Source organism: Candidatus Desulfosporosinus nitrosoreducens (assembly GCF_030954495.1).
Lineage (GTDB): Bacteria > Bacillota > Desulfitobacteriia > Desulfitobacteriales > Desulfitobacteriaceae > Desulfosporosinus > Desulfosporosinus nitrosoreducens.
Genome location: NZ_JAVHUW010000008.1, coordinates 1 through 17,137, shown reverse-complemented (window position 1 = coordinate 17,137; position 17,137 = coordinate 1). Strand labels below are relative to the sequence as shown.

Below are 17,137 nucleotides of genomic sequence, written 5' to 3'. Positions count from 1 at the left end.
GGCTTATTTTTCTGTGCCCAAATTTAAGTGCATCAGAGAGATTCAAAATGTTTGAAGATTTACTAATCGATTTTAATAGCCAAAAAGCAAAAAAGGAGTATCGCAGACTACTTTTTAAAGTAGTTTTGCGACACTCCCTTTATTATTTATAGTAACAATTGTTAAGCCAAGGAAAATCCACTTCCTATTCTCTAAACCAACAGGGTACATTCCGCAGCTTCACATTGTTCTTATAATGCAAAGCTAAGGTAATTAAATGAAAATGTCTATAATTGGAAGATTGGATAAGCTTAGGCTAAGGTATATAAGTAGGATTAGGAGAAGTTAAATAGTTCTAAAATCCTACGCTAAATTCAACAAATATGATATGCTCCTCTTTTAAGAAAACTCGTTTAAAAAAGAGGGGCATTAAAATTAGCGTAATTAAATAATTCTTAAACATCCAATTTGATTACACTCTTCAGCAAACCACACACTTCCATCCGAATAAACAGCAATACCATGTGGCTCAGCATTCAGGGTTGGTATCATAAACTCAGTAATATTTCCTTGAGTCGTAATCCGACCTATTTTGTTACTACCCCATTCGGTAAACCAAAGATAATCTCCAGTTCCACTCGCTATTGCATGCGGGTGAGAATTTAGTGAAGGTATTGCAAATTCGCTTATTTCACCAGAGGTCGTAATCCTTCCGATTTTATTGCCCATTATTTCAACAAACCATAAAGCATTGTCTGGTCCGAACGTAATTCCTACTGGACAAGAATTTCTTGTTGGAATTTCGAATTCTGTGACCTCACCGTTTAGTGCTATTCTTCCGATTTTATTGTTTTGATTTTCAGTAAACCAAAGAGCATCATCTGAACCTAAAGTAATGAACGAGGGATATGATTTTTTTATAGGTAGGCTAAACTCTGTTAAGTCACCATGTTTTGTTATTCTCCCTATCTTATTACCATTTATTTCAGTAAACCAAATTGCTTGATCGGGGCCTTCTACTAAACTGAATGGTGAGGAATTGGCAGTTGGAAGTTCATATTCTTCAAAACAGCCAGTTATAGTAACTTTTCCTATCTTATTCGCTCTATATTCAGTAAACCACAGAAGTCCATGGTTATCAGAAATAATTGACATAACTCCTGCATCTTTAGTCGGAACATTAAATGTACTGATTTTGCCTTTTGGTGAAATTCGGCCAATTCTATTCCCTTTTTGTTCGGTAAACCATAAAGCTTCGTCTTTCCCTATCGCAATACCGTATGGTCCAGAATCATCATCGAAAATGGTATACTCCCGAATGAACATTTCCATTCTCTGTATTCCCTCCATATTTCCACTTGAATTTATAATAGAAAATATCCTCATCCGATAGGATAGGAGGTAGACACGAACGAAAATAGACAAATTACTATTAAGAGAAGAGAGTCGTTCACTTAAAGATATATAAACCTACACTAATCCTATCCGAAATGAAGCGTATATACTGATTTCATTCGATGTAATAGAATTATTATCACATGTTTCTATTCACCTCTTTGCACATTTTTTTAGACTGTAACACATATCCAAATATCATTCAAATTTAACGTTATCTAATGCTTATTCGCTACCAAATGTAGATGATGCAATAAAATTAGAAGATAACAATTTACAAAAGGAGACTTAGTATGAAGCCAACAGTAACAATTTGTATTCCAGATTTATCATCTCGACCATTCAGTCTTTTTGTGGAGCGAACAATGCCTTTTTCACCTAATGTTTTGTACAGGGCATGGACTGAACAGTTTGACATTTGGTTTGCAGAACCTGGTTCAGTATTAATGAATGCAGAAGTGAACAAGGTTTTCTACTTTGAGACAGCTTTTGAAGGGAATCGCCATCCACATTATGGACGTTTTCTTCGTCTTGTACCTGACCAACTGGTAGAGCTTACGTGGTTAACGGGTGCTGGCGGAACTAAAGGTGCTGAAACAGTCTTGACTGTAGAAATGAAACAAAGTGAGGGCGGAACTGCATTACGATTAACTCATGCAGGGTTTCTCGATGAAGAGTCAAAGAATGGACACGAACAGGCATGGCCACTGGTTCTTGCTCAACTGGAGGATAGGTTGGGTGAAATTCCACGGTTAAATTGAACATTATTCATATATAGGGTCATAAGTCAAGTACCGCTAATTCCGCTTTTCTGTTCACAGCCGGATTGTTTCCGGCTGATTGAGGTTAGGTGTTTAGGATTCAGCAAATAACGAAGCATAGCGCATGTGTAGGGTGAAAAAAACCTCGCATGTGCTTTTTAATTTCCCCTATAAAAGCAGACGGCAGGACCGGGTCATGCCCCGGAGCCTTGCCGCTGCTTGAAATAGGGGGTATAGACTAAGATGCCAGATTTTAAAACGATGTATTTTCAGCTTGCGGCTAAAGTTGCAGATGCCATGGATATCCTTTTAAAAGCACAGCAGGAGGGGGAAGCGGAATTCATGAATGAAGAGCCGGTTCCTGGGCTCAAAGTCATAGCCATTCAGGATGAAAACCGTGAGTCTGAATAGGGAAAGAGGATGGGCCGCCGGCCGAAGGATCTTAGCCGGCACCCCAAAAGGGATTCTTTTGAGACGCAGACGGCACGCAGCTGCTTTTAGGGCTGAGATGGGTCGAATAAATCATTGACGACAGTATGTATCGATGACCTTCGCATCATTAGCCCCGGTGATGGCACCGCTGGTCGTGATTAAAATGTCTTCCGCTATTATCTATTGTGGAGGTGTACGTTGTGAATTGTGAGTTACGGAAATTGTCGCCGGATGATGGTGGAGATATATACGATTTGTTGCAGGAACTCCCGAGAGAAGAAAATGGATTTATTAACGGGTGTAATGGGAAAACATATGATGAATTTAAAAAGTGGTTAATCACAAGCAATAACGTATCAAATGGTATTGAGCTTGAAGAATGGATGGTTCCACAAGATATTTACTGGCTATATATTGACGGATTACCAGTAGGAATGGGGAAATTACGACATTATTTAACAAGCAAACTTAAGGAAGAAGGTGGACATGGTGGTTATGCCATTCTCCCTTCTCATAGAAATAAGGGTTACGGAAAGACACTTTTAAAAATGCTTATTAATTGTGCAAGAGATATGAAGATTGACAGGTTTCTTCTCACAGTTCAAAATCACAACACGGCATCTATTAAAGTTGCACTTGCAAACAATGGGAGAATAGAGAAAATGGATAACCAACGCCATTTTATTTGGATTGACTGTTAACTTTGAGACGTTTATCCGCTACATCATGAATGCCAGAAATGATTTGGAACTCCAGACGGTCTACGAGTTAGCCCAAGAGATTTCTTTGGAAAGGAGTGAAGTTGTTATGACAATTGCCGAAAAGCTAATGACAGAAGGTATGGAAAAAGGACTGGAAAAGGGCATGGAGAAAGGTATAGAGAAGGGCATAGAAAAAGGTATAGAGAAGGGTAAGCTGGAAGTGGCGGAAAATTTGCTGAGGCTAGGTATGGGAATTGACATGATTATAGAGGCTACAGGACTGAGTGAGGAGGAAATTAGGAAATAATGAATTAATTTATAGAAACTAAATTGCTCTGGGCTGCCTTAAGCAGCCCAGAGCAATTTTATTAAAGGATTTTGATCGGGATTATTCTCCGGTAAACGCAGCACACGGGCAAATCACTCCAAAAGGTGTAGGCACGCGAAATTGTGAATGAATTCAAATAATATACCAGAGTAACCTTATAAAAATACCATAAAAAGTAAGGCTAAAGAACAAAGATCGACGGATACAGGCAGACGCCGCAATCAATAAGATCTTGCATGAAATCCGGTCAAACAAGCCGAGTACGGATGCAAGCAAAAACGCACTGGAAAGCTCAGTGAATCTGCTGAAATAGAATGTAGGAACTATCCCTTTGCATAAAAAGATATTACCCAAAAGGCGCGGCGAGCCGGCAGACAGGGTTCTAAAAAAGCAAATCCAAACTTCTCCAATCCAGAAAAGCTTGGATTTGCTTTTTGTGTCTGTATTCAGCTTGCTGGTGGGTTGACAATTGTTTCTTATGACTATCCGCCTTTTGCCTAAGTTTCTTTTTGTCTGCGGTCTGGGACCGAAGCATAGCCCCGGTTTTTCTGCAGGTCGTAAGCCATTTGTTTTTAGAGATTTTCTTTATAAAAAGCTCCCAGTTTTTCCACAGCCTTGCGGACGGGTTCCGGTTGGTCGTATAAATCATAGTGACTTACGCCTTTGAGAACGAATAAATCCTTTTTCGTTGAAGCGGCTTTTTTATAAAGTTCATGGCCATCCCTGTAGGAGCCGAAGGCGCCTTGCTTGTCGCCGACGATAATTTGCAAGGGCTGAGTCAGCAATTCTTCAGCTAAATGAAAAGCGTCAAAGCCCAAAACGGCATCCAAGCTGGAATATTTCAGCTTATTGGGGGAGTTTGCAGATTGCCCTCTTGGCGTTGTGTAGTAGTCAACGGCTTCCACAATATCTATGTCGGTGATACCGGCCTGTTTTCTTTCTTCCTGGTTGTGAGGAATCCAATTCACGACCATGGGTTCGGCGCCCCGGGCTTCAGCGGTACGCTGCCGGCCGATGGCCTCCAGGGCTTTGAGGGGATCGCCGCTTTCACGCTGTACGCGGCCGATATTCGCGCCGACAACTGTGCCGACCGCCTTGATCCGCCGCTCTGTCATAGCGGCATTGACGGCGTAACCGCCGCCGGCGCAAACGCCCAGGATGCCGATACGGTTTTCATCTACATAGTCGAGTGTCGTCAAATAGTCTACCGCACAACGGATATCTTCAACCCTTGCAGCTGGATTTTCAATAAAGCGAGGTTCTCCGCCGCTTTCCCCCTGGTAGGACGCATCAAAAACAAGCGTCACATATCCCAGTTCAGCAAGTTTTTCGGCATAAATACCGGCGGTTTGCTCTTTACAGCTGCTGCCCGGATGGACACAGACGATGGCGGGATTGCCTTTCTTATTTTCCGCGCCTTCAGGTAAGTTTAAAATGCCCGCCACCTGCAGACCCTGAGCATTGAACTTAACATTTTTCTTAGTAACTGCCATATTCATGACCTCCTAAACAAATAGAATTAACACTTGAGAGTTTTATTACTCTCGTGTATAGTTATCTTAATTTATTCTATAAGCCGTTTCAATAACCACTTTTCCATTTGCATGTATTAATACACGTTTTTCAAAATATGAGTATTATCCGGAGGAGTTTTTAGGTGGGCAGTAAAGTAGATAGGAGAATCATAAAATCGCAAAATCTGATCCAGTCAACCTTTTTAACCATGCTGATTGAAGAGGGATTCGATGAGATTACGGTTAAAAAAATTACGGAAAAAGCGGATATCGGCAGGAAGACATTTTATTTGCACTATGCGGACAAATTTGACTTGCTGGATACGATGGTCAAAAGGCAATTGGAAGAATTAGAGAAAATATGTGAGTGGAAAAAAGAGAAAGGTTTTATTGAGGGCAGTGTAATTTGGTTCAATTACTTTGAGGAGAATAGGGCTTTTTTTGAGGCTCTGTTTAGGAGTGAAAGCACCGTCTCTTTTAGGAAACAGCTCCTGGATTTTATGAAGGTTCAGCTAAGCAAAAAGATCGGCGAGATAAACCCCGAAAAAGATGCCGAGATACTTCTGAGGTTTTTAAGCATGGCCGTATTAGGCATTGTGGAATCCTTTGTATTGAATCAATTAAACTCCGGCACGGAGAAAATCGCGAAGCAAGTTGGAGAATTACTGGAACAGACTATCGCCCTTGCCTCGCGCTGAAGAACAGTTTAGATGAGTGGAAGCTTAAGGCCGTGTTGCCCATGACGAGAAACTCTTTCCGGGCTTGTTTTTTTGAGAGGGGAAGGATATCTATGAGGAAATTAGGGGCCTTATTTTTCATTTTGATTATTGCTGTTCTAAATACAGGCTGTTCTCATCAGTCAGATTTAAAAAGTAAGCTTGAATCTTTAGAAAACGAGAATGCTGATTTACAGTCAAAGTTAGGGCAGGTTGATTCATTATCTATAGCCTACCAGGACTACAAGGATAAGCAAAGATTGGTTACGAAAGAAGCGTTGATTTATGCGCTGCCAATTCAGGACTATAAAATCCTGCGTCCAATTGAAGCCAATACCGTAATTCAAGTGTTGGATGCTGCCCAATGTCAGGATCAGCGATTGTGGTTATATGTAGCGGTGCCGGTTTATGATTCTCCGGTAAATTATAAAGGATGGATACCGGAAGCAGAAACAGTTCGCTTAACGGAGAATAATGTTAAGCTGGTTCAGGGAGATTTGTTTATTAAAGAGGGTACACCAATTTATGAAACAGAACAGTATAATCAGCTTGAATCGACACCGCCGACTAAGATTTCTCACGATGTAAGGGGAAGGATTGAGAAAAGACAAGATTCTTATGTCTACTTTATGTCACCGGGAGGCAGGTATTTTTGGGTGGAGGACAAATATCTCATATTTCCGGTAGTTGAATTTTTCAGCTAAGAATCTGTTATTTTGAATGTTACGAACGTGCTAAAAACATGCTATTTTATCTGCGGCTTTACGTTTTGACCAGGATTACACGGTGTTTCTGAAGACTTTAGAAGAATCTATCCTGGCGTTTGATCAACTGGAGAACCAAAGTAATGGGCGGGAATACTTTGAGACGTTTATCCGCTACATCATGAGTGCCAGAAATGATTTGGATTTTAGACGGTCTACGAGTTAGCCAAAGAGATTTCTTTGGAAAGGAGTGAAGTTGTTATGACAATTGCCGAAAAGCTAATGGCAGAGGGCATGGAAAAAGGACTGGAAAAAGGCATGGAGAAAGGTATAGAAAAAGGTATAGAAAAAGGTGTGGAGAAGGGTAAGCTGGAAGTGGCGGAAAATTTGCTGAGGCTAGGTATGGGAATTGACATGATTATAAAGGCTACAGGATTGAGTGAGGAGGAAATTAGGAAAATAATGAATTGACCATAGGATAAAATTGCCCTGGGCTGCCCTAAGCAGCCCGGGGCAATTTAGTTAAGGACTGTGATTTCTCTGATTGATTATTCTGCAGCAAAGGACGGGGCGTGGATAATTCTATGTTGAAAAGCATTTTTAATTCGTCGTATTCGATTTCATCCATGGAAGAGAAGAGCTTTTTGAACTCATGCAGATATTTGCAGAACAGAAGTAGCAAAAGCTAATAGGCAGGAATTAGCATAAAGCATAGAGAAGTTCAAGAAATAAAGTTAATTGACCAAGGAATTAATCTATTTAAGTTGTAGGAGTATCAAGCATGGAACAGCAAGCTGCCTTTTTTATGAAATACCTGCCGCTGAAACTATCATTGGTGTCTTTAGGAACGGCCATATTGCCGGCGTATTTAGGTTCTACTCTGCGCGGGGCGGTCGGACAGGCTTTACATAGCGATCTCCCCACATACAATTATCTTTATAATAACCGGAGCCTAAGTAACGGACGGCAAGATATCCCGAATCCCTATTTGATTGTTCCGCCTGAACTAAACCGTTCAGAATTCCGCCCAAGAGAAGAATTGTGTTTTTATATCATTCTCTTGGGGGAAGCGGCACGGTACACTCAGCCTTTAGTCGATGCCTTGCAAAGGAAAAGATTTGGACTGGGTGCTTTAAGGTATCCCTTTGAATTAAAAAAGATAACCCATGATCTGGACCAGCGGGTCATTTGGGAGGATGGCAGTTTTTATGAAGCAGCGGCTCGAAGTGTTGTTTTGCCTTATCGAAGCCTGCCTGATGTTAAAAAAGCTACCCTTCGTACCTGCACTCCCCTTCGCATTCGCCGGGACGGGGCCTTGCTGGAAACTATCGACTTTATCGCAATTATCCGGAATATTACACATCGGCTTGAAGCAATTGCCGAACGGTACGGCGGCTGGGTCGATTCCTTAGAAGCGGCTCGTATCCAAGCCCTTTCGACTCAAGTAGCAGTGACCCAAAATCATTTCAAGTTAAAACCCATAACACGCTATTCGAACCGTTTAGGTGAAAAAATGGATTTCAGCGGCTTAACCGGCGGCATGGAACTGCAAGGAGACTTAACGCCCTTTGTGCCCTGGCTGTTTGCCGCCCGGACCTTGCATATTGGACGCAATACAACCTTTGGTATGGGCAGAATTGAGGTGGAATTTATTTGATAGGCTTGTTGAGTTGTCATACTTTTTAGTTGTCAGATAAGACGAAATTACGGAGGAAAAATTATGGACGGCATTGCTGATGACAAAACGATTGAAAATATCATCCATAATTACGTTCAGAATAGATCAAGAAAGCCATCACCGCCTTTTATGGTGAGAAGCCCTTAGACAATGAGGATTATCCCAAGATTATTAATCAAAAGCATTTTGAGCGGCTCTTGGGTTTGCTGAAGAGCGGGCGGGTGCATCAACGATACCATCATTCATCTGGCCAATCCCAATCTGCCCTTTGGAGGGGTGGGGGAGAGCGGCGTGGGTCAATATCACGGCAAAGGAAGCTACGACACCTTTTTACATCTGAAAAGCATTGCGAAGAAATCCAACCGGCTGGATATCCCCCTCCGCTATCCGCCTTTCAAGAACCACCTGTCCTTGATCAAGAAACTGATGAAGTAAACATATAAAGGGGACGGGACGCAAAAATTCAGCACAGACTGTCTGCAGTCTGTGCTGAATTTATTTCTAGGCTCAAGATAAGGCCCAGTGCGATCAGAATAAGAATAGCAATGGCGATAATGCCGATTCCTGCTGCACAGAAAAAAAATAGACTCAGCCTCCTTTAAGGTTATATATTCCATACTATGCAGAGGATTGTCCTTGTAGGATATTGTGGTAATAGGAGGAGCAGGTGGAAATAGGTAGGTTATTCTTTTTGTAGATCGAGAAAGAAACGACAAAATACAACATAAGATTTGGTAAAGAGAGGTCTATAATGGAAGAAAGCGTTGCTTTATTTTGAAGTAATTATTTTGTTAGCGAAAGGCAATTAGTAGAAATAAATCGGAAGCACAGAGAATTTTGCAGAATAATAAGTGAGAGGCAAGTTTATAACATTGGCAGTAGGTGCATCAAGTATGGAACAGCAAGCCGCCTTTTTTCTAAAATACTTTCCATTCTTCATTATCGGGCAGGGGAGGAACCAAGCGTCCATCTTTGCCTACTGAGTAGGGCTATACAATATGTACTTCCTTTAGCAAAGTCCAGCAAATCAAGGAGGAGTTTGCGACTCAGGATGCTGTGCGCCAAAATCATTTTTTCGTACAACCATTGACGCGTTATGCCAACCGGCTGGGCTAAAAATAGATTTCAGTGGTTTGACCAGGAGCATGAGGTTACAGGGAGAATTGTCCACGTTTGTATCATGGCATTATGCCGCCCAAATCCTGCATGTAGGACGCAACACGACTTTTGGTGTGGGCGAAATTGAAGTGGAATTTACCGGGGATGAGAGGTGCCGAATATTTAACAAATGAGGAGGGGAAGTCATGAAGAAAACAGAAACAAAAACCAGAGACTATACATTACCTGATCCGAAAACGATAAAAAATATCCTGAAAAATTATATTCAAAATGAAAAAGCGCTGATCGATCAGCTATATTTTGAGACCAGTCACGGACCTACCATTGGAGGTTTCCGCGAAGACATCTGGCGTGAAATGTTTGAGCAAATCGTTCCGAAAAAGTTTGTCATTGAGCAGTCGGTCTTTATCATTGACTCCGCTGGCAGAGTTTCTAATGAAGTAGATTTGGCGATTTTTGATGAAACCTATACGCCATACATCTTTCGCTATGGAAGGTTGAAATTTTTGCCTATTGAAGCTGTGGCGGTGGCAGTTGAGTGTAAAAGTTCGTCAATGGATCAAGAAAAATTAAAAAACTGGGCGGAGAGCGTTGCTGCGCTCAAAACTTCTCAGGAATCATATACTCGAATGCATGGTTATGTAGCCATAGGGAAAGACAATTCAAAGCCGCCTACGCAAACGGCCACCCGCCCTTTGCGCATTCTATGCTGCTTAAATGAAAAAAATTTGCAAAATAAAAGTCTTGATTCCGGCGAGAAATTATTTGACTTTGTCATCCGTGCTCCTCAGGAAAATGGGAATCTGAGAATAGAAGTGGATGACTCAAAAGATAGTTTGCAATGTTGGTACAAGGCTTTAAATCATGCGGATAAAGAACAACAATGCGTAGTCATAAATGAAGGCTCAGAAATAAAAGACGTCAAGCTGGAAGAATATCAGGTTAATTGCGCCGGACAATCTGTATCCCTTCTGGCTTTCAACCTGCAGCTTAATCAACTTCTTATGCTTATCAACAATCCCCTTCTGTTTCCCCATAAGGCATATGCTAAGATGTTCGATGACTTTGCCAAAGGAGGATTAAAGTAGAATGCCTATCAAGCAAATCGTCGCTCTCTCCATTGATAAAGTTCAGACCTGCCTATTTGAAGTGATTCACGGGCACGAGCAGGAAAAACAAACGGAAGAGGCGACTTTGAGAAATATTATGAACGCTTCCCGAGAAATTTCCGGCGGCTTTGCCGATAGAGTGCGGCTGGCATTTTTCGGAGTGAGAATTGAGGAACTGCTTGAGTGCTCCGGTGTGTTTATCTTCAGCTGCCCGTTGCCGGAAAAAGAGCTTAACGCTCCCTTGAATGAGCTGTTCCTGGAATATTATCGCAACTCCCACGGACAAAAGCTGGTCCGTTATGTAGCTTTCGCTGCGGAAGGCTTAAATAAAATTGAGGCAATTCAGAAAGCGAAAAGACTTTTGAAACAATCCTCGTGTCTCAATGCCATAATCGAAAAAAACCAAAAAACATTATTCAGTTTTCAAGTAAAAAAGAATCAGCCGCCTTCTAAAAATGACCGCCCGGAAGGTTATCCCATGTTTGCCCGGGATATTAACGCCTTATTTTGCGGAACAGAAGAGGATAACAAAAACCGCTTCCGCATCGCTGTGATCAAAGCCGATCTGGACGGCATGGGTGATATGTTCAAAGCAATCCAGGATTATGTCAAGTATCAAGACGTCAGCAAGGTGTTGAACGATTGTATTTCCCTGGACGCTCTTCATCAGGCTGCTGAGGTATGCAGTCCGGAAGGGCGTAAGGGCTGGCTCTTTCCCTTCTATATTGCCGGAGACGATATTTTCTTCGCCGTAGCGGTTACCGACATGCTATGCGGGATAGAGGTCTGCCGGCAGCTTCTCAGGACGATAAACTGCGCGCTTGCTGCTCAGTCCCAGAGCCTCAAGATCAGTATTGGGGCTGAGGTCACGTTTAACAGAGAGCCTATCCGTTATTATCTGGAAATGGTAGAGCGTCAGCTGAAACAGGCAAAGAAGGTTTCGGCATCCGGAGCGGTTCAGCCCAAAGGACTTCAGAAGTATGTCAATGGCGGAATTGCCATTGGGGGGCTGGCCTTTTGGGATGTCGATTATGATAAATATAAGGAAGACAGGAAAACGTTGCCAGTCAAAGAGAAAACAGCTCCGAAACGGGAACTTGAGTCCGTTCCGGTGTGGCGTTTTTTTCTGACGGATGTGAGTCTGCTGCTGTCGATCCAAAAAGAAGGCAAGGACGGGAAAGAAGGCTGCCGCAAGGGCAAGATCGGCACGCATCGTTTTTATTACGCGCTCTTGGAAAAGCTTGCGCAGGAAGATGTGCGCCGGAATGAAAGGAAGTACCTTAACCAGCTTCTGTACCATCTCCTTCCCCAGTACCTCGACAGTTATGAGCCTGAGCTCTGGCAGTCCGAATTGATCCTGAACGCAGGAATTCTGGAGCAGTTGTATCAACGGCAGCTGGGGAAGGAGCGGGAGGGTCTCAAAATTAGGTTTGATGATGAGGGCAAAAAACGGTTGGAAACCTATTTGCGTCTCATGCTTTTGTTCTCTGATACACGTTTCGGTATCGTCAAAACTACTGGATCGGACGAAGCGTTACTTCGAAAGGAACGCCTGGACGAGGCCAGGAAAAAACTGCTGACGAAAGTTGTCATGTATTTACGCGATCAGTCTTTAGATATAAAAGAAGGGGGAAAAGAACAACTGCGGGATGTCTTCATTCATAATCAAGGAAAGAGGTACTACCGTTTGCGCCTTGAGAAATCCATGTTTTTCAAATTGCGGAACGCATCTGTCGAGCGGGCCGGGGAAATCCTGGCCCTGAATTGTCCGGTTCCGGAGGATGAGGGCAGCGACAGCAGAGAGAATCAGGAATCTGAAACAGGCTATCGGGTGCATTTTGACCAAGAAACATTTTGCAAACGGGCCAAGAATAACGGGGCCTGGAATCCCGAGTTTGTGGATTCGCTCATGTTGTACTATGAATATACGAAGATGGTGGGGAAGTACAAGAGACAGATGGGACAAACAGAGCTTCCCAGGAAGTAGCATGGAAATCATCAAACGATTGGAGAGGAGTTTTGTCGCATGTCCGATATCATTCAATTTGAGATTGAAACTTTGTCGAATCTATTTATCGGCGGTGCGTCCGTGCCGTTTGAGATCGGGGGGATTGACCAGCAAACCATTCTTGATCCGGATGGGTTCCCCTATATCCCGGGATCTTCTCTGAAAGGCGCGTTAAGGGCCATCGTGCGTCAGGATAAGAGCCCGGCGGCAGAGGAAATCAGGATGCTTTATGCCGATTACCTGAAAAACCAAAAAGAAAAAAATGCAGAGCTCATCCGGAAAATCATAGGGAAGCAACATAAGGATAGTTCAAATAGAAAGGAGGCTTTAGAAAGAATTGAAAGGAATTACGCCAAAGCGGAGGGCAAGCTGTCTGCCGAATATCTTTTTGGCATGGAAGGATTCAATAATTCCTCCAAGCTGTTTTTTGGTGACGCGCTTTTAAGCAAAGAATGCCGCAATAAAAAAACTTGCTTTTCCATTGATATGAAGAATTCGATTGACGACAAAAACGGGATTGCTCCGGTTTCTAATCCCCGCAGCTATCAAACAGCGCGCAAGGGACTGACTTTTATAGGAGAGATCCGCTTTTGCAACATGGAATGCTGGGATAAGAATTCGCGGGAGTTATGCCGGAAATATGTCATGGAGCAGCTAATGAAGTTTAATGAAGGGATACATCGTTTGGGCAATTCCAAAAGCCGCGGATACGGCAGGGTGAAGGTGCGGATTACAGAGGAGATGAAGGTATGAGCGTTTATAGGATTGAACTGACAGCCCAAGGAGCCCTGACGCAGATGCCCGATTCGCAGAAGATTTTCGGAGCGCTGGTTTATCTGCTTTCCGAAACCTACGGAGGAGAAGAGGCAACAGAACTAACGAAGGCTGTTCTGCTTAAAAAGAGTCATCTGGCCCTGTCTAATCTGATGCCCTTGGGTTACTTGCCCGTGCCGCAGGATTATGTCATGGATATGCTCGTGCCGCTTGGAAAAACAGTGAAACAAGAGGGAGAAGAAAAGGAAGAGGAAGGCTTGAAGAAAAAGCGAAAAGCAGTGAAAGAAAGAAGCTATTTGCGAGAGGCGGAGCTGAAGCAGCTTTGGAAAGCCCCGCAGGAATGCGGCACGATTTTCCCCTATGTGGAGATACAGAATCAACAGCTGCTGCGGGCTTCGATCGAAAGTGTCCGTTATGGCATTCCTGAACTGGAGAGTAAACTTTACTCTGTTCCCACTGTTGCTTTACAGGCAGTTTTTAGAGGTGAGAAGGATAAGGAGAAGCGACCGATTAAGTATTTCTGTTTTTATCTGCAAGCGGGGGAGGATTCTAATGCTGATAAACTGGTGAGCCTGTTAAAAAGATCGGCTCAGGAAAAGCGTATGATCATATTGGGGAAGCGGGCCTCTCAAAACTTAAATACCTTTGTGTTTAAGGAAGCTGCCGAGGAGAAGTTGCCGGATGCGCGGGGCGATAAGTTTTTAAACATGGGGATGCTGCTGCCGGATAAGATCAATTTTGCAGATTCCAGACTGAATTTGTTTACCTCAGAACGGCGGCCTTTTCAAATGGACGGCGGTTGGAACAAAAATTTTAAAAAGCAGTATATCAGTTTTATTGCCGAAGGAAGCATCATTGCCTTAGCGGCAGACATGGACACTGCAAAGGCGGGCAAATCGATTCCCTCCCCGTTTGAAAGTCAAAGGGATATTGTTTTCGGCAACGCTTTTTTGTATCCTTTGCCGCAAGATGAAGGGAGGGTGTGATATGGAGAAATACTGCTACCGGCTGACGACTTTATCCAGTCTGATTGTATCACCGCGGGGAAATCTGGCATGGTATGAAAAAAGCAAGAGAAATAGACAAAATGAAGAAATTGAGGGCTTTTCCACTCAGGAAATCAAAGGCGGCGAGTATCTGGACAGAGAAAAGCTGAAGATCATCTATCCCTTTTACCAATATGGAGAGTACAGGGCTTATGCACCGGATTCTGCGGAATACTATCTGCCGGGCAGCGCGGTAAAGGGCGCTTTCGGTGGGAGCAGTTCCGGACGTTGTATGGTGGATGATATCCTGGTGTGCCGGGAAAGTATTGTTTTGCGCAACTTGTATAAAGCACAGTATCTTTTTCATGAGACCAAAAAAGCTTGTTTGAGGGTTTTTATGGAAAATGTCGGGGTGGAGATGATCAAGGTCGAGACAGAATTGAAAGGTGAATTATATCTGGAGGATAAGGCACCGGAAGAGTTTTTAGAGCCGGGTAAAAGATCTACGAAAACAAAGCTTAGGCAGATGCTGGGATATTTGCAGAAGCTCCAAAAAGAATATGGCGACCAGCCAATGGGTGAAGAGTTTAGGAAAATGATTGATAAGTTGTCGTCTTTGTTCAACGATAATAATGTGGTCCTAATCGGCGGTTATAAAGGTCTGCTTCACTCTATTGAACGAACAAGCGCTTCAGAGGCAGAGGGTGATCGAGAAAAAACAGAAGGAGCGGTCTATCTCGATCAAGAAACCGGGCTGCCTCATGGGCTTGTGAAGGTAGAATGGATCTAAAATGCTAATTATTGCTTTGACGAGCAAATGCCTTGGAGGCGCGGCTTGGAATTGGAATTGCCGAAGTACCCGAACACCGTATTTCAATGGGCCCCTTACGAAGTGAAAGTCATCGATGCAGACGGAGGGAAAATACTCTTTAGCGGGCTGCCGAATTATATGCGACAGTAGGCCTTGGTTCCGGTATCATACAGCGGTCCCAAAGGTTATGAGCCTTTATATGAAGAAATCGCTCACTGGCTCCTATGAAGTACAAGGATGGAGGTCAATCCCGAAGAAGTGTTTATTATATCGGCTGTCGGGTGAAGAGCGCATAAATTGGCTTTGAAATAGGTATCCGTTGTCTCTGCTTAAGAAGTTTATGAAGTAATATTTGTCGTGCCCGTTAGGGTCATGAAAATACTCCGCTTTTAACTATTGAGCCGCCGGACATGGAGGAAATGCTGTCTGATGGTATCTCGTCAATAAGCTTTTGTGCTTGCTTTCTAAGATTTCTAAATTCTATATGGCCGGGCCTGTTCCAAAATCGCAAAGGTTTGAGATTTCGGAACAGGCCTTTATAATGACCGCCTGTGATCTGCCCCCTCTTTCATCTAAGGTTTGAGATGGACTTTTTTTAAGATCTAAATACCTTGCCTAAAAGCATTTTGGGACAACTTTCTCCAATGTTTATTGCATTAACCCTTTATTGTATCCGCTATGTACGCAATGACTTCTTCTGGCGTTGGCTGTTCTCCCTTGTGGGGGATGGATTTCCAAAACATTTGTGCCTGTAGTTCAGGGCTTTTAATGGCTTCAGTTATGGCAAATTTGATTTCATGGCGTAGGGCCTCTTCGCTTACACCCTTCTGCTTGGCAAGCTTTATCAGAGCTTTTTTGGCTTTCGCAGTATCCATTTTATTCTCTCCCTTTGCGTTGGTGTGCAACTAGTATGACAAGACATATTAGAGCTTATATGTTTATTCTACTAAGAGCATACTATATATGTCAATGATGTGGATTGCTAACGGACAAGGAGGGAATTCCGATGGAATACGGAACAATCAAAATAAAGTTGGATGAACTGATTAAAAAAGAGGGAATCAGCAAAAACAAGCTGAGTCACAGAGCAGAAATGCAGCGCTCTCAAATCAACAATTATTGTAATAACAGTATAAGCAGATTGGACACTGATGTTTTGGCCCGGATATGTACGGTACTTGATTGTGACATTAGCGATCTGTTGGAATTTGTACCGCCGGAGAAATAATTTAATTCGCAAGTCGCATAATATTGTTGTTTTCTTCAAGGTCATCACCTATGGCGAAGTTACTGATGGGAATTGCGTCTTTGGAAAGCAATGAACAGTCCAAAAATGGGGCTTATTTTGCTTCGCTGCTTTTGCGCCATGTCCGGCTTGGCGGGAAAACCAACCGCGGGACTGGCAAAATAAATGCTGATGATACTATACTTACGGCGGGTTTCGGTGATGGTAGCACCATCTCGAATCTCCTTACGAATGCTTAGGAATTTCTTCTTGGAAAAAATTTTTATCATGATATCATCTCCTCTTTCGAAAGTTCTGCAACTCTATTTTAATGATATGCAATAGATTAATTTGAAGTACAACACTTTTTAGCACTATTATATATATATAAAGAAAATCATGGAGCTCATAAAGAGAAATGAAAATACCAACAAATGTATTTTTATATGAAGAATAAATAATACAAATTTACATATTCTAACATTTATGGTATTGTGAATCTATCGCTCCCTACATGGGAGCGTGGATTGAAATATATACATCTATTAGTGCAAAAAGAATGTCTTTACCAAAATTTGGTTAAGACATTCTTTTTATTTATCGAGCCAATAACGACAAAATACAACACAAAATATGGTAAAGGGAGAGCTATAATAAGAAGACAAGCAAAAATTGATCAGAGAGGAGCATTCCTGTAAGTAACAAAAAATGAGCTTTGAAAAAAAGACGACCTCACGTTAAGCTTTGAGAGGACGGACTGTTGGCCAACAGAATCCAATCAAAAAATAACGGAGGTCATCCAAGTGAATTTTACACAAAACGAGAAACTAAATCAACTATCCGAAGCGAGTATTGTCATAGGCGTGGACATAGCCAGCGAACTTCATTATGCCAGAG

19 protein-coding genes and 2 pseudogenes are annotated in these 17,137 nt (G+C 42.6%); 17 read left to right on the top strand and 4 right to left on the bottom strand.

The genetic code is table 11. From position 1 onward, the window contains the following. Nucleotides 1–423 precede the first annotated feature (423 nt). Nucleotides 424–1,311: a Vgb family protein gene (locus tag REC12_RS00480; RefSeq protein ID WP_308891543.1), complete on the bottom strand. Its 888-nt coding sequence runs from the start codon at nt 1,309–1,311 to the stop codon at nt 424–426. Between the two features lie 356 nt (nt 1,312–1,667). Here REC12_RS00480 and REC12_RS00475 point away from each other — a divergent pair, with 356 nt between their 5' ends. From REC12_RS00475 to REC12_RS00460, 4 genes are all read left to right on the top strand, one after another. Further along, on the top strand, nt 1,668–2,135 hold the full coding sequence (locus REC12_RS00475) for an SRPBCC family protein (RefSeq protein ID WP_308891540.1): 468 nt from the start codon (nt 1,668–1,670) through the stop codon (nt 2,133–2,135). A 243-nt stretch (nt 2,136–2,378) separates the two neighbouring features. After that, nucleotides 2,379–2,546, top strand: coding sequence for a hypothetical protein (locus tag REC12_RS00470; RefSeq protein ID WP_308891538.1), 168 nt, complete (start codon nt 2,379–2,381; stop codon nt 2,544–2,546). A gap of 221 nt (nt 2,547–2,767) precedes the next feature. Further along, nucleotides 2,768–3,268 (top strand): GNAT family N-acetyltransferase, encoded by a 501-nt coding sequence (locus tag REC12_RS00465; RefSeq protein ID WP_308891536.1) that lies wholly within the window; start codon nt 2,768–2,770, stop codon nt 3,266–3,268. A 106-nt stretch (nt 3,269–3,374) separates the two neighbouring features. Beyond that, a complete protein-coding gene (locus tag REC12_RS00460; RefSeq protein WP_308891533.1) occupies nt 3,375–3,575 on the top strand; it encodes an Rpn/YhgA-type helix-turn-helix domain-containing protein in 201 nt (66 codons plus the stop codon). 593 nt (nt 3,576–4,168) lie between these two features. Here the strand turns inward: REC12_RS00460 and REC12_RS00455 are convergent. Beyond that, nucleotides 4,169–5,089: an alpha/beta hydrolase gene (locus REC12_RS00455; RefSeq protein WP_308891531.1), complete on the bottom strand. Its 921-nt coding sequence runs from the start codon at nt 5,087–5,089 to the stop codon at nt 4,169–4,171. A gap of 164 nt (nt 5,090–5,253) precedes the next feature. Between REC12_RS00455 and REC12_RS00450 the strand changes: the two genes are divergently transcribed. The 12 genes and pseudogenes from REC12_RS00450 (at nt 5,254) to REC12_RS00400 (ending at nt 14,994) form a co-directional block, all read left to right on the top strand. Beyond that, nucleotides 5,254–5,808, top strand: a complete 555-nt coding sequence (locus tag REC12_RS00450; RefSeq protein ID WP_308891529.1) for a TetR/AcrR family transcriptional regulator — start codon at nt 5,254–5,256, stop codon at nt 5,806–5,808. A 92-nt stretch (nt 5,809–5,900) separates the two neighbouring features. Beyond that, nucleotides 5,901–6,530 carry a hypothetical protein gene (locus REC12_RS00445; RefSeq protein ID WP_308891525.1) on the top strand — a complete coding sequence of 210 codons (630 nt, stop codon included), beginning with the start codon at nt 5,901–5,903 and terminating at the stop codon, nt 6,528–6,530. A gap of 82 nt (nt 6,531–6,612) precedes the next feature. Beyond that, nucleotides 6,613–6,756 carry a hypothetical protein gene (locus tag REC12_RS00440; RefSeq protein ID WP_308891523.1) on the top strand — a complete coding sequence of 48 codons (144 nt, stop codon included), beginning with the start codon at nt 6,613–6,615 and terminating at the stop codon, nt 6,754–6,756. A gap of 35 nt (nt 6,757–6,791) precedes the next feature. Further along, entirely contained in the window at nt 6,792–7,001 is a 210-nt protein-coding gene (locus REC12_RS00435; protein ID WP_308891521.1) for an Rpn/YhgA-type helix-turn-helix domain-containing protein, read from the top strand. Nucleotides 7,002–7,311: 310 nt separating this feature from the next. Further along, a complete protein-coding gene (gene cas6 / locus REC12_RS00430) occupies nt 7,312–8,187 on the top strand; it encodes a CRISPR system precrRNA processing endoribonuclease RAMP protein Cas6 (RefSeq protein WP_308891519.1) in 876 nt (291 codons plus the stop codon). 125 nt (nt 8,188–8,312) lie between these two features. Next, nucleotides 8,313–8,643: pseudogene (locus REC12_RS00425) on the top strand (hypothetical protein); the annotation flags it as partial. Between the two features lie 647 nt (nt 8,644–9,290). Then, nucleotides 9,291–9,500 (top strand): annotated as a pseudogene (gene cas6 / locus REC12_RS26395) (CRISPR system precrRNA processing endoribonuclease RAMP protein Cas6); the annotation flags it as partial. Nucleotides 9,501–9,512: 12 nt separating this feature from the next. After that, a complete protein-coding gene (locus tag REC12_RS00420) occupies nt 9,513–10,415 on the top strand; it encodes a DUF6602 domain-containing protein (RefSeq protein WP_308891517.1) in 903 nt (300 codons plus the stop codon). Nucleotide 10,416: 1 nt separating this feature from the next. Next, complete coding sequence (locus REC12_RS00415; RefSeq protein ID WP_308891515.1) at nt 10,417–12,423, top strand: Cas10/Cmr2 second palm domain-containing protein; 2,007 nt, start codon at nt 10,417–10,419, stop codon at nt 12,421–12,423. A 39-nt stretch (nt 12,424–12,462) separates the two neighbouring features. Next, nucleotides 12,463–13,197 carry an RAMP superfamily CRISPR-associated protein gene (locus REC12_RS00410; RefSeq protein ID WP_308891512.1) on the top strand — a complete coding sequence of 245 codons (735 nt, stop codon included), beginning with the start codon at nt 12,463–12,465 and terminating at the stop codon, nt 13,195–13,197. Then, nucleotides 13,194–14,204 carry a hypothetical protein gene (locus REC12_RS00405; protein ID WP_308891510.1) on the top strand — a complete coding sequence of 337 codons (1,011 nt, stop codon included), beginning with the start codon at nt 13,194–13,196 and terminating at the stop codon, nt 14,202–14,204. Before REC12_RS00410 ends, REC12_RS00405 begins: the two co-directional genes overlap by 4 nt. A gap of 1 nt (nt 14,205) precedes the next feature. Then, nucleotides 14,206–14,994, top strand: coding sequence for a hypothetical protein (locus REC12_RS00400; protein ID WP_308891508.1), 789 nt, complete (start codon nt 14,206–14,208; stop codon nt 14,992–14,994). Nucleotides 14,995–15,671: 677 nt separating this feature from the next. Here REC12_RS00400 and REC12_RS00395 read toward each other — a convergent pair. Then, nucleotides 15,672–15,890: a hypothetical protein gene (locus REC12_RS00395; RefSeq protein ID WP_308891507.1), complete on the bottom strand. Its 219-nt coding sequence runs from the start codon at nt 15,888–15,890 to the stop codon at nt 15,672–15,674. Nucleotides 15,891–16,021: 131 nt separating this feature from the next. On the opposite strand from REC12_RS00395, the gene REC12_RS00390 reads away from it, so the two are divergent. After that, a complete protein-coding gene (locus REC12_RS00390) occupies nt 16,022–16,243 on the top strand; it encodes a helix-turn-helix domain-containing protein (protein WP_007785264.1) in 222 nt (73 codons plus the stop codon). 59 nt (nt 16,244–16,302) lie between these two features. Here the strand turns inward: REC12_RS00390 and REC12_RS00385 are convergent, their stop codons facing one another. Continuing rightward, entirely contained in the window at nt 16,303–16,530 is a 228-nt protein-coding gene (locus REC12_RS00385; protein ID WP_308891503.1) for a hypothetical protein, read from the bottom strand. Nucleotides 16,531–17,137 lie beyond the last annotated feature (607 nt).

Coding starts and splice junctions, on each gene's coding strand:
- REC12_RS00435 (WP_308891521.1), top strand. CDS start 6,792: ATGACAATTGCCGAAAAGCTAATGGCAGAGGGCATGGAAAAAGGACTG.
- REC12_RS00445 (WP_308891525.1), top strand. CDS start 5,901: ATGAGGAAATTAGGGGCCTTATTTTTCATTTTGATTATTGCTGTTCTA.
- REC12_RS00400 (WP_308891508.1), top strand. CDS start 14,206: ATGGAGAAATACTGCTACCGGCTGACGACTTTATCCAGTCTGATTGTA.
- REC12_RS00405 (WP_308891510.1), top strand. CDS start 13,194: ATGAGCGTTTATAGGATTGAACTGACAGCCCAAGGAGCCCTGACGCAG.
- REC12_RS00475 (WP_308891540.1), top strand. CDS start 1,668: ATGAAGCCAACAGTAACAATTTGTATTCCAGATTTATCATCTCGACCA.
- REC12_RS00455 (WP_308891531.1), bottom strand. CDS start 5,089: ATGGCAGTTACTAAGAAAAATGTTAAGTTCAATGCTCAGGGTCTGCAG.
- cas6 (WP_308891519.1), top strand. CDS start 7,312: ATGGAACAGCAAGCTGCCTTTTTTATGAAATACCTGCCGCTGAAACTA.
- REC12_RS00420 (WP_308891517.1), top strand. CDS start 9,513: ATGAAGAAAACAGAAACAAAAACCAGAGACTATACATTACCTGATCCG.
- REC12_RS00395 (WP_308891507.1), bottom strand. CDS start 15,890: ATGGATACTGCGAAAGCCAAAAAAGCTCTGATAAAGCTTGCCAAGCAG.
- REC12_RS00470 (WP_308891538.1), top strand. CDS start 2,379: ATGCCAGATTTTAAAACGATGTATTTTCAGCTTGCGGCTAAAGTTGCA.
- REC12_RS00480 (WP_308891543.1), bottom strand. CDS start 1,311: ATGGAAATGTTCATTCGGGAGTATACCATTTTCGATGATGATTCTGGA.
- REC12_RS00390 (WP_007785264.1), top strand. CDS start 16,022: ATGGAATACGGAACAATCAAAATAAAGTTGGATGAACTGATTAAAAAA.
- REC12_RS00460 (WP_308891533.1), top strand. CDS start 3,375: ATGACAATTGCCGAAAAGCTAATGACAGAAGGTATGGAAAAAGGACTG.
- REC12_RS00410 (WP_308891512.1), top strand. CDS start 12,463: ATGTCCGATATCATTCAATTTGAGATTGAAACTTTGTCGAATCTATTT.
- REC12_RS00385 (WP_308891503.1), bottom strand. CDS start 16,530: ATGATAAAAATTTTTTCCAAGAAGAAATTCCTAAGCATTCGTAAGGAG.
- REC12_RS00415 (WP_308891515.1), top strand. CDS start 10,417: ATGCCTATCAAGCAAATCGTCGCTCTCTCCATTGATAAAGTTCAGACC.